This window comes from Pseudomonas rhizophila (assembly GCF_003033885.1).
Taxonomy (GTDB): Bacteria; Pseudomonadota; Gammaproteobacteria; order Pseudomonadales; family Pseudomonadaceae; genus Aquipseudomonas; species Aquipseudomonas rhizophila.
In genome coordinates, this window is record NZ_CP024081.1 from 5,592,645 (window position 1) to 5,608,812 (window position 16,168).

Genomic DNA, 16,168 nt, shown 5'->3' on the forward strand with positions numbered 1-16,168 from the left:
GACTCAAGGAAATCCAACGATGGAAACGTTAACCGCGCTGAAGATCGCCCATGTCGTCGCCACAGTATTGCTCTTGGCGGGCGCCTTGGGGCTGGCCATCTGGGTCTGGAGGACGCGCCGCAACGGCGATGCCACGGCGGCCGCGCGCACATTGCAACGCCCGCGGGTGTTTGTCTGGCTGGTGATGGCCCTGGCGCTGGTGAGCTTGCCATTCACGGGGTGGTGGATGGTGCATCAGATCGGCTGGCCACTGGGGCAGACCTGGTTGCTGGCTTCCAGTGTGCTCTACACCGTGGCGGCGCTGGCGGGGTTCTGGCTGTTGGTGCGGTTGAACAAACTGCGCAAGGCGCCGGGAGGTAGTGGGAAATTCACCTTTGCCTTGGCGCTGTTCAGTTTTGTCTGCTTTATCGCCATTGCGGGGTTGATGGGGGCCAAGCCGGTTTAAGGCGTTAGACCGCGTCGACCCTATCGCGAGCAGGCTCGCTCCCACAGGGGTTTGTGAACGATGCACATCCAGTGTGGGAGCGAGCCTGCTCGCGATGAAGATATCAGCCGCGCAACGAAATCACCGGCCAACCCCGCCTCTGGGCTTCGGCCCTGAGGTTCGGGTCCGGATCCACGGCCACCGGATGGGTCACCACTTCCAGCAGCGACAGGTCATTCATCGAGTCGCTATAAAAGTAACTGCCGTCCAGCGAATACCCGGTCTCCTCCAGCCAACGATTGAGCCGCACCACCTTGCCCTCACGAAAACACGGAATGTCGGTACTGCGCCCGCTGTAGCGCCCGTCGATCATTTCGCACTCGGTGGCGATCAGGGTCTCGACTCCCAAGCGCTCGGCGATCGGTGCGGTGACGAAGCGATTGGTAGCGGTGATGATCACCAGCTTGTCGCCGGCCTCACGGTGTTTACTCAACAGCTCGATCGCCTGGGGCAACACAATCGGTTCGATGCAGTCGCGCATGTAGTCCAGATGCCACTGTGCCAGCACCTCCATCTCCGTGCGGCCAAGGATTTCCAGGCAAAAATTCAGGTACTCGGCGTTGTCGAGCTTGCCGGCCAGGTAATCCTGATAGAACTCGTCATTGCGCGCCTTGTACGTAACGGCGTCGAGGAAACCGCGCTCACACAGGTAATCGCCCCAGGCGTGGTCACTGTCGCCGCCCAGCAAGGTGTTGTCCAAGTCGAATAAAGCCAGCCGCATTGCAGTTACTCGCTGAAGAATCTGAAGAAAGGCGTCCAGAATACGGACTTTTCACAAGAGTGCACATAAGGTAGGAAGGCTCGTTGCTGCTTTCACAACCTTTGTGGAACAATGCGGCGACATGCGTTTGCGAGGTTGTTGCCGTGATCGATCCCGATGGTTTCCGACCCAATGTGGGGATCATTCTTACGAATGATGCAGGGCAGGTGCTATGGGCTCGCCGTATCAATCAAGACGCCTGGCAGTTTCCCCAGGGTGGGATCAACCCTCAGGAGACGCCCGAAGAGGCCTTGTACCGCGAGTTGAACGAAGAAGTGGGGCTTGAGCGAGAAGATGTCGAAATACTCGCCTGCACCCGGGGCTGGTTGCGCTATCGTTTGCCGCAACGCCTGGTCAGAACGCATAGCCAACCGCTGTGCATCGGCCAGAAGCAGAAATGGTTTCTCCTGCGCCTGATCTCCAACGAGCAGCGGGTGCGGATGGATTTGACCGGTAAACCGGAGTTCGATGGCTGGCGCTGGGTCAGCTATTGGTATCCGTTGGGCCAGGTGGTGACATTCAAGCGCGAGGTATACCGACGCGCCCTCAAAGAGCTTGCCCCGCGCCTGCTGACGCGCGACTGACGACGGAGTTCGACCCCGAGCCATGCTCAATACGCTGCGCAAGATCGTCCAGGAAGTTAACTCCGCCAAGGATCTCAAGGCGGCGTTGGGGATTATTGTATTGCGCGTCAAAGAGGCCATGGGCAGCCAAGTCTGCTCGGTCTATCTGCTGGACCCCGAGACCAACCGTTTTGTGCTGATGGCCACCGAGGGCTTGAACAAGCGCTCGATCGGCAAGGTCAGCATGGCGCCCAATGAAGGTCTGGTCGGCTTGGTCGGCACGCGCGAAGAACCGCTGAACCTCGAAAATGCCGCGGATCACCCGCGCTATCGTTATTTTGCCGAGACCGGCGAAGAACGCTACGCCTCGTTCCTCGGGGCGCCGATCATCCACCACCGCCGTGTCGTCGGCGTGTTGGTCATCCAGCAGAAGGAGCGTCGCCAGTTCGACGAAGGTGAAGAAGCCTTCCTCGTGACCATGAGCGCGCAATTGGCCGGGGTTATCGCCCACGCCGAAGCCACCGGGTCGATCAGCGGCCTGGGCCGCCAGGGCAAGGGCATCCAGGAAGCCAAGTTCGTCGGCGTGCCAGGTTCACCCGGCGCGGCAGTGGGTACGGCGGTGGTCATGTTGCCGCCCGCCGACCTCGACGTAGTGCCGGACAAGACCATCGTCGACATCCCCGCCGAATTGGGCCTGTTCAAGACGGCCATCGAGGGCGTACGGGCCGACATGCGCGCCCTGTCGGCGAAACTGGCGACGCAGCTGCGCCCCGAAGAGCGCGCGCTGTTCGACGTTTACCTGATGATGCTCGACGACGCCTCCCTGGGCAGCGAGGTCACCACGGTCATCAAGACCGGTCAGTGGGCCCAGGGCGCGTTGCGCCAGGTGGTGACCGACCACGTCAACCGTTTCGAACTGATGGACGACGCCTACCTGCGCGAGCGTGCCTCCGACGTCAAGGACCTCGGTCGCCGGCTGCTGGCCTACTTGCAACAGGAACGCCAGCAGACCCTGGTCTATCCCGATAACACCATCCTGATCAGCGAAGAACTGACCCCGGCCATGCTCGGCGAGGTGCCGGAAGGCAAGCTCGCGGGGCTGGTCTCGGTATTGGGTTCGGGCAACTCCCACGTCGCGATCCTGGCCCGCGCCATGGGCATTCCGACGGTCATGGGCGTGGTGGACCTGCCGTATTCAAAGGTCGACGGCATCCAGATGATCGTCGATGGCTACCACGGCGAGGTCTACACCAACCCCACCGAATTGCTGCGCAAGCAGTTTGCCGATGTGGTGGAGGAAGAAAAGCAACTGTCCCTGGGCCTGGATGCGCTGCGGGACCTGCCTTGCGTGACGCTCGACGGCCACCGCATGCCGCTGTGGGTCAACACCGGGCTGCTGGCCGATGTTGCCCGGGCGCAGAAGCGCGGCGCCGAGGGTGTGGGCCTGTACCGCACTGAAGTGCCCTTCATGATCAACCAGCGCTTCCCCAGCGAAAAGGAACAGCTGGCGATCTATCGCGAACAGTTGGCCGCTTTCCATCCGCAACCGGTGACCATGCGCAGCCTGGACATCGGCGGGGACAAATCCCTGTCCTACTTCCCCATCAAGGAAGACAACCCCTTCCTTGGCTGGCGCGGGATACGCGTGACGCTCGACCATCCGGAAATCTTCCTGGTCCAGGCCCGCGCCATGCTCAAGGCCAGCGAGGGTCTGAACAACCTGCGCATCCTGTTGCCGATGATTTCCGGCACCCATGAGCTGGAAGAAGCCTTGCACCTGATCCACCGGGCGTGGGGCGAAGTGCGCGACGAAGGCACCGACGTGCCGATGCCGCCGGTGGGGGTGATGATCGAGATTCCGGCGGCGGTGTACCAGACCAAGGAACTGGCGCGCCAGGTTGACTTCCTGTCGGTCGGTTCCAACGACCTGACCCAGTATTTGCTGGCCGTGGACCGCAACAACCCGCGGGTCGCCGACCTGTACGACTATCTGCACCCAGCGGTGCTGCAAGCCCTGCAGAATGTGGTCCGCGACGCCCATGCCGAAGGCAAGCCAGTGAGTATCTGCGGTGAAATGGCCGGGGACCCGGCGGCGGCGGTGCTGCTGATGGCGATGGGCTTTGACAGCCTGTCGATGAACGCCACCAACCTGCCGAAAGTGAAATGGATGCTGCGTCAGATCAACCTCAGCAAGGCCCAGGAACTGCTGGCCGAAGTGATGACGATCGATAATCCGCAGGTGATCCACAGCTCCTTGCAACTGGCGCTGAAGAACCTTGGGTTGGCGCGGATGATCAATCCGGCTTCGAACAAGACGCTCTGAATCTTTAGCGACCTCATCGCGAGCAAGCTCGCTCCCACAGGGGATCTCGGTTGTTCACAACGTTTGTGTTCACTGAAGATCTACTGTGGGAGCGAGCCTGCTCGCGAAGGGGCCGGCACAAGCACCACAACTAAACCCTGACCTCCACCTCCCCCAAATGCCCCCCAAGCGGCCCATAACTGCGCTCGACCAGATGCCGCGTCCCATCGGCATGGACAATCAGCGCCGTACTCGCTCGCGTCCCGTAAGCAGGGCTGGCGATGAACACACTCGACAACAGCGTCTCGGTCGCCAGCCCTACGCCGGTGTCCGGCAGTTCGGCTACCGGGGCCGGCTGCGGGTCGTTCAGCAGCGCCAACAAGGCCTGGGGCTGCGGGTCGTCCAGTACCTCGACCAGCGCCGCCCGGGCCTTGAGCAGCTTGGGCCATGGCGTGTTCAGCCCGGCGTTCGACAAACCGTAGACACCCTCGGCCAGTCGCTGTGGCCGGGCATCGCGGGCATTGTGGTGCCACAGTTCGGTGCCATCGCCCAACAGCAAGTTGAACCCGCCGTACTCACCGGCACGGGGCACCACTTCGCTCAAATAATCGGCAATTGAAAGATTTCCGCTCAAAAATCGCGCCACCAGTTCACCACGGGACTTGAAGCCGGGCGGCTGGGCCGGGTCGCGAATGTTGGTCAGGGCAGCGAAGCGGCCATCGGCGCCGACGCCAAGCCAGGTCCCCCCGGCTTCCAGATCGCGGCCGGCATGGACATCAGGGGCGTCAGGCCATTGCCCCAGGGGCAAGGTCGGGCGCGCGTAGAACTCATCGCGGTTGGCCGCCACGATCAGCGGCCGGGCGTGGCCGGGGCGCCAGGCAAATACGATCAGGCACATCAGATAGTCCCATTAAAAATAAAGCCGAGCACAGCTGTTGTGGGTTCCACTCTACCCAGACATCGCCCCGGCATCCATCGCCTTGAGTGGAGCCCAAGGCCATGGATCCGTTACCATGCCGCTCTTGTTTCTAGGATGGGCGAGGGACGCTGGTGGAATTTGTGCTCTATCTGCTGCTCGGCGCCTGTGCCGGCGTGCTGGCCGGACTGTTCGGCGTGGGTGGCGGGATCATCATCGTCCCGGTGCTGGTATTCAGTTTTACCTTGCAGGGCTTCGACCCACTGGTGTTGACGCACCTGGCGGTCGGCACGTCCCTGGCATCGATCATCTTCACTTCGGTCAATGCCGTGCGCGAGCATCAGCGCAAAGGCGCGGTGCGCTGGCCGATTTTTGCCTGGATGACCGTTGGAATCCTGATCGGTGCCGGTTTCGGAGCCGTCACTGCCGAAGCGATTTCCGGTCCGAACCTGCAAAAAATCATCGGCGTGTTCGCCCTGATTGTCGCCGTACAACTGGGCCTGGACTTGAGGCCCAAGGCCAGCCGCACAGTTCCGGGCAAGGTCGGGTTGACGGTGGCGGGGACGGTGATCGGCTGGGCCTCGGCGATTTTCGGCATCGGCGGCGGCTCGCTGACCGTGCCGTTCCTGACCTGGCGCAGCGTGCCGATGCAACAGGCGGTGGCGACGTCATCGGCCTGCGGTTTGCCGATTGCCCTGGTCAGTGCATTAAGTTTCATGATTCTGGGCTGGCAAGAGCCGCGGCTGCCGGCTCATAGTCTCGGTTTTGTTTATTTGCCGGCGCTACTGGGCATTGCCCTGACGAGCATGGTCTTCGCCCGCTTCGGCGCGCGACTGGCCCATCGCCTGTCACCGCGCTTGCTCAAACGGCTGTTCGCCGCTTTGCTGTTCAGCGTGGGCTTGAGTTTTCTGCTCTGACGCAATCCTGGCTTAATCCCGAGGTGGCAGCGTCGCCCGGATATTTTTGACGTTTACGAGGAATATCAATGCTGCCTTACCCGCAGATCGATCCGGTGGCCCTGGCCATCGGCCCGCTGAAAATCCACTGGTACGGCCTGATGTACCTGATCGGCATCGGCGGTGCCTGGTTGCTGGCGTCGCGCCGGCTCAACCGCTTCGATCCGACCTGGAACAAGGAAAAGCTCTCGGACCTGGTGTTCTGGCTATCCATGGGCGTGATCGTTGGCGGACGCCTGGGTTACGTCTTGTTCTACGACCTGAGCGCGTACCTGGCCAATCCGACGCTGATCTTCGAAGTCTGGAAGGGCGGCATGTCGTTCCACGGCGGGTTCATCGGCGTGATGCTGGCAGCGCTGTGGTTCGGTAAACGCAACAACAAATCGTTTTTCGAGCTGATGGACTTCGTCGCGCCAATGGTGCCGATTGGCCTGGGGGCCGGGCGCATCGGAAACTTCATCAACGCCGAATTGTGGGGCAAGGCCACCGACGTGCCATGGGCGATGGTCTTCCCGCCGTTCAGCGACCCGGCGCAGCTGCCCCGTCATCCTTCGCAGCTGTACCAGTTCGCGCTCGAAGGCGTGGCACTGTTTGCCATCCTGTGGCTGTTCTCGCGCAAGCCACGGCCGACCATGGCCGTGTCGGGCATGTTCGCGCTGTTCTACGGGATCTTCCGTTTCATCGTTGAATTCGTCCGCGTACCAGACGCCCAACTCGGCTATCTGGCGTGGAACTGGCTGACCATGGGCCAGTTGCTGTGCCTGCCAATGATCATTGGTGGCCTGGCGCTGATCTGGCTGGCCTATCATCGTGCGCCGGCTGCGGCGGCCAAGATTTAAATTCGAACCCCGGGGCGCTGGCCCCGGGTTCAAGGACACAGGTAACCCATGAAGCAATATCTCGATCTGGTGGCCCACGTCATCAAGAACGGCACCAAGCAAGCCAACCGCACGGGTGTAAACACCATCAGCTTTCCCGGCGCCATGTTGCGCTATGACCTGAAGGACGGATTCCCGGCCATCACCACGCGCAAAATGGCCTTCAAGTCAGCCATCGGTGAGATGTGCGGTTTCCTCCGTGGGGTCAACAACGCCGCCGAATTCCGTGCCCTGGGCTGCAAGGTCTGGGATCAGAACGCCAACGAAAACGCCCAATGGCTGGCCAACCCGTTTCGCCAGGGCGAAGATGACCTGGGTGAGATCTATGGTGTGCAATGGCGCAAGTGGCCAGCCTACAAGCAGATCCCGTTGAGCAACCCGGCCGCCATCGAGCAAACCCTGGCCCAGGGCTACCGACAAATCGCCGAGGGCGAAGAAAACGGTCAGGCCTACGTGGTGCTGTACAAAGCCATCGATCAGGTGCGCCAGTGCGTCGACACCATCATCAAGGACCCGGGCAGCCGACGGATCCTGTTCCACGGCTGGAACTGCGCCCAGCTCGATGAAATGGCCCTGCCGCCCTGCCATTTGCTCTACCAGTTCCACCCGAATGTCGAGACCAAGGAAATCTCCCTGACCCTCTACATCCGTTCCAACGACCTGGGCCTGGGCACACCGTTCAACCTCACCGAAGGCGCCGCGCTGCTGAGCCTGATCGGTCGCCTGACCGGCTACACGCCACGCTGGTTCACCTATTTCATCGGCGACGCCCACGTCTACGAAAACCACCTGGACATGCTCAACGAGCAGCTCAAGCGCGAGCCGTTCCCGATGCCCAAACTGGTGATTTCCGAGCGCGTGCCGGAGTTCGCCAAGACCGGTGTGTACCAGCCTGAGTGGCTGGAGCTAGTAGAGCCGAGCGACTTCTCCCTCGAGGGCTACCAGCACCACGCGCCGATGACGGCGCCGATGGCGGTCTAAGCCACACCACCTCTCCCCCTGTGGGAGCGAGCCTGCTCGCGATAGCGTCTTCACATGCGAAATCCATGTGACTGACACTGCGCTATCGCGAGCAGGCTCGCTCCCACATTGGATCTTCATATGTTCAAGATCGGCTCAATGCCCATGACTCCTGCCCACATGTGAATGCTCCACCTCCGGCGCCACCGCGCCACTCACTTCCAGGCGCTGCAAAATCCCGCATTGATCCGGGTCCGGCCCTTCGCCACAACGATGGCGCAGGTCGATCAGTTGTGTCTGCAAGGCCAGCAGACCGTCGATGCGCGCCTTGACGTGGTGGATGTGTTCGTCGATCAGCGCGTTGACGTTTTCGCACTGGTCCTGAGGGCTGTCGCGCAGGGCCAGGAGGCTGCGGATTTCTTCCAGGGTCATGTCCAGGGTGCGGCAGTTGCGGATGAACGTCAGCCGCTCGGCATGAGCCTGGGTGTAGACCCGATAATTACCATCGCTGCGGGCCGGCTCCGGCAGCAAGCCTTCGCGCTCGTAGTAGCGAATGGTTTCGACCTGGCAGTAGGTGATTTTTGCCAGTTCGCCGATCTTCATGACGTTGCCTCCAAAACAGGTGCTTGACCCTATAGTGGCTACAGGGTCTTTACTGTGCAACAGGCACTTTTCACGGACGTAACCCGATGAGCGATTCCATTCACACCCACAAGCCCAACCACGGCCATGACCACGGGCATTCCTGCTGCTCAGCCAAAGCGGCACCGTCGGTGGTCAAGCTCGGCAAGGCCCCGACGGACGGCGCTCGGCTGAGCAGTTTTCGCATCCAGGCCATGGACTGCCCCACCGAACAGACGCTGATCCAGAACAAGCTCGGCAAACTTGCAGGCGTGCAACAACTGGAATTCAACCTGATCAATCGCGTGCTGGGCGTGACTCACGACTTGCCCAACGACTCGCCGATCATTGATGCGATCCAGTCCCTGGGCATGCAGGCCGAGCCGTTGGCCCCGGGCCAGGAAAAAGAAACCAGCGAATTGCCCGCCCCGGCTAAGCCCTGGTGGCCGCTGGCGCTGTCGGGTGTCACCGCACTGGGTGCCGAGGTGATCCACTTCACCAGCGCCGCGCCGGAGTGGGTGGTCGCGCTAATGGCGTTGGTGTCGATCCTCAGCGGCGGTCTCGGTACCTACAAGAAGGGCTGGATCGCTCTGAAAAACCGCAACCTGAACATCAATGCACTGATGAGCATCGCGGTGACCGGTGCGGTGCTGATCGGCCAATGGCCGGAAGCGGCGATGGTGATGTTCCTGTTCACGGTGGCTGAATTGATCGAGGCCAAGTCCCTGGACCGGGCGCGCAACGCCATCAGCGGCCTGATGCAGATGGCCCCGGAACAGGCCACCGTGCAACAGGCCGATGGCACCTGGCAGGTGCAAGCGGTCAAGACCATCAACCTCGGTGCACGGGTGCGGGTTCGTCCAGGCGAACGGGTGGGTCTGGACGGGGACGTCGTCGCCGGTCGCTCTACCATCGACCAGGCGCCCATTACCGGCGAGAGCCTGCCGGTGGAAAAAACCGTGGGCGACAAGGTTTTCGCCGGCACCATCAACCAGGCCGGCGAACTGGAGTACACCGTGACCGCCGCAGCCGACCACTCCACCCTGGCGCGAATCATCCACGCCGTGGAACAGGCCCAGGGCTCCCGCGCCCCGACCCAGCGCTTCGTCGATCAGTTCTCGAAAATCTACACCCCGGCGGTGTTCGCCCTGGCGTTGGCCGTGGCGGTGATCCCGCCGCTATTCATGGGGGCGACCTGGTTCGACTGGATCTACCGGGCGCTGGTGTTACTGGTGGTGGCCTGCCCGTGTGCGCTGGTGATTTCCACCCCGGTGACCATTGTCAGCGGCCTCGCCGCAGCGGCGCGCAAAGGCATTCTGATCAAGGGCGGCGTGTATCTGGAGGGTGGCCACAAGCTCGACTATCTGGCCCTGGACAAGACCGGCACGATCACCCATGGCAAGCCGGTGCAGACCGACTACGTTCCACTCGACCCGACAGTGGAAGCGACGGCACCCGCTTTGGCCGCCAGTCTTGCCGCCCGTTCCGACCATCCGGTCTCCCACGCAATCGCCAACGCAGTTGTGGATAAACAGCAGGCGCCGCACGCTGTGGATAACTTTGCAGCGCTGCCGGGACGCGGGGTACGCGGCGATATCAACGGCCAGACCTATCATTTGGGCAATCACCGTCTGGTGGAAGACCTGGGCCTGTGCTCTGCCGAGCTGGAAGAGAAGCTCTTCGCCCTGGAAAAACAAGGCAAGTCCGTGGTGCTGTTGCTCGACCACTCAGGCCCCTTGGCGCTGTTTGCCGTCGCCGACACGGTGAAGGACTCCAGCCGCGAAGCCATCCAGCAACTGCATGAGCTGGGTATCAAGACCCTGATGCTCACCGGCGACAACGCCCATACCGCCGAAGCGATTGCCGCCCAGGTGGGCATGGATCAGGCCCGAGGCGATCTGTTGCCAGGCGACAAACTGCAAGCCATCGAGGATCTGTATGCCTTGGGTCACCGGGTCGGCATGGTGGGCGACGGCATCAACGACGCCCCTGCCCTGGCGCGCTCGGAGATCGGCTTCGCCATGGCGGCGGCGGGCACCGACACCGCCATTGAGACCGCCGATGTCGCCCTGATGGACGATGACTTGCGCAAGATCCCGGCGTTCATCCGCCTGTCGCGGCAGACTTCGAGCATCCTGAAACAGAACATCGCTTTGGCGCTGGTCATCAAGGCGATCTTTCTGGGATTCACCTTTGCCGGGTTTGCCACCATGTGGATGGCGGTGTTTGCCGACATGGGGGTGAGTTTGCTGGTGGTGTTCAATGGGTTGCGGTTGTTGCGTAAATAGAGGTGATGAGGCACCCGCATCGCGAGCAGGCTCGCTCCCACAGTAGATCTCAGCGGCCACACGTGGTGTACAACCGAGACCCAATGTGGGAGCGAGCCTGCTCGCGATGGGGCTGCACCGCAGCCCCAATGATTCACCGCCTGTTCAGTCGCGCTTGGGCTCGCGAATCTTGTACCAGGCCACATACAGCGCCGGCAGGAACAACAACGTCAGCAGGGTGGCGATGATGATCCCGCCGATCATCGCGTAGGCCATCGGCCCCCAGAACACTTCCCGGGCAATCGGGATCATCCCCAGGCTCGCGGCGGCCGCGGTGAGCAGAATCGGCCGACGCCGATGTTCGGTGGCTTGCACCACCGCATCCCAGGGCTCGTACCCGTCACGTTCATACTCATCTATCTGGGTCACCAGGATCACCGAGTTGCGGATGATGATGCCGATCAGTGCCAGTATCCCGAGGATCGCCACAAAGCCCATGGGCGTGCCCGTCGGCACCAGCGCCAGCACCACGCCGATCAACCCCAGGGGCGCGACGCTGGCAACCAGGAACATCTTCTGCACACTGTGCAGCTGGATCATCAGGAAGGTCGCCATCAAAAACAGCATCAGCGGCACGACGCTGGCGATCGGCCCTTGGGCTTTGCTGCTTTCTTCCACCGTCCCCCCGGTGGCGACCTTGTAGCCCGCCGGCAGGCCGGCAGCGAATTGATCGATGGCCGGTTGCAGTTGCTTCACCAGATCGGTGGGCTGGATTTCATCGCGCACCGCGGCCTTGATGGTAATGGTGGGCTTGCGGTCGCGACGCCACACCAGGGGTTGTTCCAGTTCATAGCGCACTGTGGCGAACGCCAGCAGCGGAATGGAGGTGCCGCTCGGCGTGACGATCTGCAAGTTCTGCAGGGTCTGCGGCGAACCGCGCTCGGCGTCTTCGGCACGACCGACCACGTTGATCAGGTATATGTCGTCATTGACCTGGGTCACCGGCGAACCGCTGACGATACTGTTCATCAGCCTGGCCACGTCCTCCGAAGACAAGCCCAGTTGCCGCGCCCGGTCTTGGGCAATGTCGATACGCAGCACCTTGCCCGGCTCGTTCCAGTCATAAATGATTTCGCCAATGTGGGTGTTCTTGTCCAGTTCGCTGGCAAGTTCGATGGCGTGCTTGCGCACCTGGTCGATGTCCTTGCCGCTGACCCGGTACTGGATCGGCCGCCCCACCGGCGGGCCCATTTCCAGGGCCTGCACGTAGCTGCCAATGCCGACGAAGTCCTCGCGCAGACGCTTTTGCAGGCGTTCGGTGAGGGCCGTGCGCGATTCCAGGCCTTTGCTGACGATCACCAGTTGCGCGTAGTACGGATTCTGCAACTGCTGGTCCAGCGGCAGGTAGAAACGAATCGCGCCCTCACCGATGTAGGTGCTCCAGCGCTCGATGTCCGGGTCGCCCTTGAGCGTCGCCTCCAGGCGATCGACCGCCTTGCGGGTCTCGTCCATCGAAGCGTTCTGCGGCAGGTTCAAGTCCACCAGAATTTCCGGGCGGTCCGAAGACGGGAAGAACTGGTTCTGCACAAAACGCATGCAAAACACCGACAACGCAAACAGCAGCACGGTGATGCCAATGGCCCACCAGCGATTGCGCATCGCCCACAGCAAGCCGCCATTGAAAGCCCGGCCGATCCGTCCTGGCTCGTTGCTGTGGGGTTTCACATTGGTACTGAGGATGTGCACGCCGATCACCGGGGCGAACAGCACCGCGACGATCCACGACACCAGCATCGCCACGGCAATGACTGCAAACAGGGTAAAGGTGTACTCGCCGGCGGAGCTGGCGTTCAGGCCGATGGGCACGAACCCGGCCACGGTCACCAGGGTCCCGGTGAGCATCGGGAACGCCGTTGAGGTGTAGGCGAAGGTCGCGGCCTGCTCCTTGGTTTCACCTTTCTCCAGGCGCGTGACCATCATTTCCACGGTGATCATCGCGTCGTCCACCAGCAGACCGAGGGCGATGATCAGCGCACCAAGGGAAATCCGCTGCATGGTGATGCCGCTGTATTCCATGAACACAAAGACCATCGCCAATACCAGCGGAATCGAGCAGGCCACCACCAGCCCGGCCCGTAAGCCAAGGCTGATAAAGCTGACCACCAGCACGATAATCACCGCCTCGAACAACGCGCTGGTGAAACCGCCGACCGCTTCCTCCACCACTTCGGCCTGGTCCGACACGGTATGCACGTCGACGCCCACTGGCAGATCGGCGGTCAGTTCGTTCATGCGCGCGTGCAGTGCCTTGCCGAATTCCTGGATGTTGCCGCCCTTCTTCATCGCAATGGCCAGGCCAATGGCCGGCGTGCCATTGAAGCGAAACATTGGGGTCGCGGGGTCGACATAACCGCGACTGATGTCAGCGATGTCGGCCAGGCGATAAAAACGATCATTGAGCCGCAGATTGACGTTGGCCAGGTCCTTTTCCGACTGGAACTGCCCGGAAGTGCGTACGGAAATCCGCTCCGGCCCGGCGTCGATCACCCCGGCGGGAGTCACAGCGTTCTGGGATTGCAGGCTCTGCACCACCTGGCGCTGATCAATACCCAGCGCGGCGAGCTTGCGGGTCGAAAAATTCAGGTACAGGACTTCATCCTGCTCGCCCACCATCTCGACCTTGCCCAGGCCCGGTACCTCACGGATTTCGGCGCGCACTTGCTCCACATAATCGCGCAACTGACGCATCGAAAGCCCGTCGCCGGTGAAGGCATAGACCGACCCGTACACATCGCCGAATTCGTCGTTGAATCCCGGGCCCTGCAGGCCCTGGGGGAAGTCACCACGGATGTCGTCGATCTTCTTGCGAACCTGATACCAGATCCCGGGGATTTCCTCGGCGTCGGTGGTATCGCGCAGGTACACGAACACCGTCGACTCCCCTGGTCGGGTATAGCTTTTGACATAGTCGAGAGAGTCGAGCTCTTCGAGTTTTTTCTCGATGCGGTCGGTGACCTGCTTGAGGGTTTCCTCCTGGGTCGCGCCAGGCCAACGAGTCTGGATGACCATGGTCTTGATGGTGAACGAGGGGTCTTCTTCGCGCCCCAGGTTCATGTAGGAAAACACCCCCATCAACAGGGCGACGAACATTAAGTACCAAACAAACGACTGATGCCGCAGGGCCCATTCGGATAAGTTGAAAGGCCCTTTCATCGTGCGTCCTCGTCGAGTTTCACTTTCTGCCCCGGCTGGAGGCTGTTCACACCGGCGCTGACCACACGGTCGCCGGGCTTGATGCCATTGGCCACCAGCACCGAGTCGGTGGAGCGGCTGAGAATCCTCACCTCTCGGGGGGAAACGGTCTGACTCTGCGGATCGACAAGCCAGATCCGCGTTGTGCCATCAACCTCTTGCAAGGCACTGAGCGGCAGCTCGATGCGCGGCTCGATGGTTGAGCTCAGGGTCACGCTGATGGCCGTGCCCAGGCGAAAGCCTGGCGGTGTATCGCCCAGGGTCAGCCGTGCGCGGCGCGTGCGGGTGGCGCTTTGGGCCTGGGGTTCGATCTCGCGCACGGTGGCGGTCGTGCGGATGCTCGGGTCCAGTTCCCCGGCAACCTCGAACACGACATCGGCGGGCAGGCGCTCAGCCAGGCCGGCCGGCAGGTCGATCACCGCTTCCTTGATGTCCGGGCGCGCCAGGGTCACCACTTGCTGGCCGGCAGTGACCACCTGCCCGGCCTCGGCATTCCAGGCCGTGACGACGGCATCGTGGTCGGTGTGCAACTGGCTGTAGTTGAGTTGGTCGCGAGCCTGCTCCACCGATGCACGGGCCTGTTCCAGGGAAGCCGCGGTGGTTTTCAGATCGGTCTGGGCAATGTCCAGTTGCGCCTGAGCGCCGACACCACGGTCGAACAACTGCTGCTGGCGACGGGCATTGGCCTGGGCATTGATGTACTGCGCCTCAATCCGCGCCAGGTCGCCCTGGGCGGCGCGCAACTGGTTCTGTTGATCGGTGGGGTCGAGGGTAGCGAGCAAATCACCCTTCTTCACTTCGGCGCCGACATCGACGTTGCGGCTGGCGATCCGTCCCGGCACGCGGAACCCCACATTGGTCTCGTAACGGGCCTGGATGCTGCCCGCGAAGCGCCCAAGGGCTTGCTGGTCGAGCGCGCGAACCTCGATGGACAACACCGGGCGCACCGGCTCAGGTGGCGGCTCTTCCTTCGAGCACGCCGCCAGCAACAGGCCAGCCGAGACCATCCATAAACGCTTCATGGCTGGACTCCCGTCGGGGATTTCTCATGGGTATTTTCAGCGATCTCTACGCGCACGCCGGGATGCAGCAATTGCCCACCTGCAGTGACCACGGTCTCACCCCCCTTGAGCCCGTCGCTGATGATGACCTTTCCAGTGAGATACCGGCCGACGGTGACATTGTGCAACTGCGCCTTGCCTGCATCGTCCACCAGCCACACCGCCGGATCGTGAAGGTTCTTGGTCAGCGCCGACCAGGGCAGTTCCACGGCGGTCTTGCCGGCAGACTTGGCGGTGGCACTGACCACCGAACCCAGGCGCATGCCTTCGGGTAACTCACTGAGCGTCACCTTGACCTGCACGGTGCCGGTTTCAGCGGAAACCGCCGGGGTGATCTCGCGCACCGTACCGGTGGTCTTGATGGCCGGGTTGTCCAGCAGGCTAATGACGATGGCGGGATCCGAGGGCGGTTCGCGCAACAGTGACTCGTAGATATTGAACACGGCGTCGCGCTCTCCGTCCTGGGCCAGGCTGAAGATCGGTTCCGTGGCCTGCACCACCTGGCCGACCTCCGCCTGCCGTGCCGTGATGATGCCCGGAGCCTCGGCGATCAGCGCGGTATAGCTCAGTTGTTCGCGGGCGTTGGCCAACTGGGCCTGGGCAGCGGTCAGCGCACTCTGGCTGCTGCGCAGTTGCGCCTGGGCCGTGTCATATTCGCTCTGGCTGGTATAACCCTTGGGCAAGAGTTTTTGCTGGCGCACGAACGCCGCCGCACTCTGCTTGACCCGCGCCTGTTCGGCAGCCACCTGAGCCTGGGCGGAGTCGACACGAGTCTGCAGATCCTGGGGGTCGAGCCGGGCGAGCACCTGTCGGGCCGAAACCCGGTCACCGACATCCACCTTGCGCTCGACGATCTTGCCGGCCACGCGGAACGACAGATCGGTCTGCACCCGAGCCTGGACGTCACCGGTGAGGGTCACCGAGGCGGCATATTCGGTGGGCACGGCCTGTTGCACGAAAACCCTCGGCAGGGCCTTTTCCTCGGGTTTTTCATCACCGCATCCGGCCAACACCACACACAAGCCAAGGCCAACCAGAACTTTACTTCGAGGACCAGCCATGCAGACTCCTTTGCGTTGTACGGACGTACCAGTGACGATACGACTGTGAGCTTAGAACAGGGTTCAACACCTGCCACAGGATCACAA

Annotated in this window: 13 protein-coding genes; 7 read left to right on the forward strand and 6 right to left on the reverse strand. The window is 62.1% G+C overall.

Annotated elements, in window-relative coordinates:
- Window positions 1-19: 19 nt before the first annotated feature.
- Entirely contained in the window at window positions 20-445 is a 426-nt protein-coding gene (locus CRX69_RS25970) for a DUF2269 domain-containing protein (RefSeq protein ID WP_047226816.1), read from the forward strand.
- Between the two features lie 103 nt (window positions 446-548).
- On the opposite strand, the gene CRX69_RS25975 is transcribed toward CRX69_RS25970, so the two are convergent.
- Window positions 549-1,205, reverse strand: coding sequence for a histidinol-phosphatase (locus CRX69_RS25975; protein ID WP_047226815.1), 657 nt, complete (start codon window positions 1,203-1,205; stop codon window positions 549-551).
- Between the two features lie 143 nt (window positions 1,206-1,348).
- Here CRX69_RS25975 and CRX69_RS25980 point away from each other — a divergent pair, with 143 nt between their 5' ends.
- Both CRX69_RS25980 and ptsP read left to right on the forward strand, forming a co-directional pair.
- Window positions 1,349-1,828, forward strand: coding sequence for an RNA pyrophosphohydrolase (locus CRX69_RS25980; RefSeq protein WP_003186867.1), 480 nt, complete (start codon window positions 1,349-1,351; stop codon window positions 1,826-1,828).
- 22 nt (window positions 1,829-1,850) lie between these two features.
- The gene (ptsP, locus tag CRX69_RS25985) at window positions 1,851-4,130 is read left to right on the forward strand and encodes a phosphoenolpyruvate--protein phosphotransferase (RefSeq protein ID WP_047226814.1); all 2,280 of its coding nucleotides are present in this window, start codon (window positions 1,851-1,853) and stop codon (window positions 4,128-4,130) included.
- A 130-nt stretch (window positions 4,131-4,260) separates the two neighbouring features.
- Here ptsP and CRX69_RS25990 read toward each other — a convergent pair whose 3' ends face one another.
- Window positions 4,261-5,007, reverse strand: coding sequence for an NRDE family protein (locus CRX69_RS25990; RefSeq protein WP_107323101.1), 747 nt, complete (start codon window positions 5,005-5,007; stop codon window positions 4,261-4,263).
- A 152-nt stretch (window positions 5,008-5,159) separates the two neighbouring features.
- Here CRX69_RS25990 and CRX69_RS25995 point away from each other — a divergent pair, with 152 nt between their 5' ends.
- The 3 genes from CRX69_RS25995 (at window position 5,160) to CRX69_RS26005 (ending at window position 7,840) form a co-directional block, all read left to right on the forward strand.
- On the forward strand, window positions 5,160-5,942 hold the full coding sequence (locus tag CRX69_RS25995; RefSeq protein WP_047226812.1) for a sulfite exporter TauE/SafE family protein: 783 nt from the start codon (window positions 5,160-5,162) through the stop codon (window positions 5,940-5,942).
- Window positions 5,943-6,010: 68 nt separating this feature from the next.
- The gene (gene lgt, locus CRX69_RS26000) at window positions 6,011-6,820 is read left to right on the forward strand and encodes a prolipoprotein diacylglyceryl transferase (RefSeq protein WP_076383259.1); all 810 of its coding nucleotides are present in this window, start codon (window positions 6,011-6,013) and stop codon (window positions 6,818-6,820) included.
- Window positions 6,821-6,868: 48 nt separating this feature from the next.
- On the forward strand, window positions 6,869-7,840 hold the full coding sequence (locus tag CRX69_RS26005; RefSeq protein ID WP_047226810.1) for a thymidylate synthase: 972 nt from the start codon (window positions 6,869-6,871) through the stop codon (window positions 7,838-7,840).
- A 135-nt stretch (window positions 7,841-7,975) separates the two neighbouring features.
- Here CRX69_RS26005 and cadR read toward each other — a convergent pair whose 3' ends face one another.
- Window positions 7,976-8,422: a Cd(II)/Pb(II)-responsive transcriptional regulator gene (cadR, locus tag CRX69_RS26010; protein ID WP_107323102.1), complete on the reverse strand. Its 447-nt coding sequence runs from the start codon at window positions 8,420-8,422 to the stop codon at window positions 7,976-7,978.
- 86 nt (window positions 8,423-8,508) lie between these two features.
- Here cadR and CRX69_RS26015 point away from each other — a divergent pair, with 86 nt between their 5' ends.
- A complete protein-coding gene (locus tag CRX69_RS26015; protein WP_107323103.1) occupies window positions 8,509-10,728 on the forward strand; it encodes a heavy metal translocating P-type ATPase in 2,220 nt (739 codons plus the stop codon).
- Window positions 10,729-10,872: 144 nt separating this feature from the next.
- On the opposite strand, the gene CRX69_RS26020 is transcribed toward CRX69_RS26015, so the two are convergent.
- The 3 genes from CRX69_RS26020 to CRX69_RS26030 are packed head-to-tail and all read right to left on the reverse strand — an operon-like array spanning window position 10,873 to window position 16,081.
- Window positions 10,873-13,920, reverse strand: coding sequence for an efflux RND transporter permease subunit (locus tag CRX69_RS26020; RefSeq protein WP_047226807.1), 3,048 nt, complete (start codon window positions 13,918-13,920; stop codon window positions 10,873-10,875).
- Window positions 13,917-14,981, reverse strand: coding sequence for an efflux RND transporter periplasmic adaptor subunit (locus CRX69_RS26025; protein WP_107323104.1), 1,065 nt, complete (start codon window positions 14,979-14,981; stop codon window positions 13,917-13,919). Before CRX69_RS26025 ends, CRX69_RS26020 begins: the two co-directional genes overlap by 4 nt.
- Entirely contained in the window at window positions 14,978-16,081 is a 1,104-nt protein-coding gene (locus CRX69_RS26030; RefSeq protein WP_107323105.1) for an efflux RND transporter periplasmic adaptor subunit, read from the reverse strand. Before CRX69_RS26030 ends, CRX69_RS26025 begins: the two co-directional genes overlap by 4 nt.
- Window positions 16,082-16,168 lie beyond the last annotated feature (87 nt).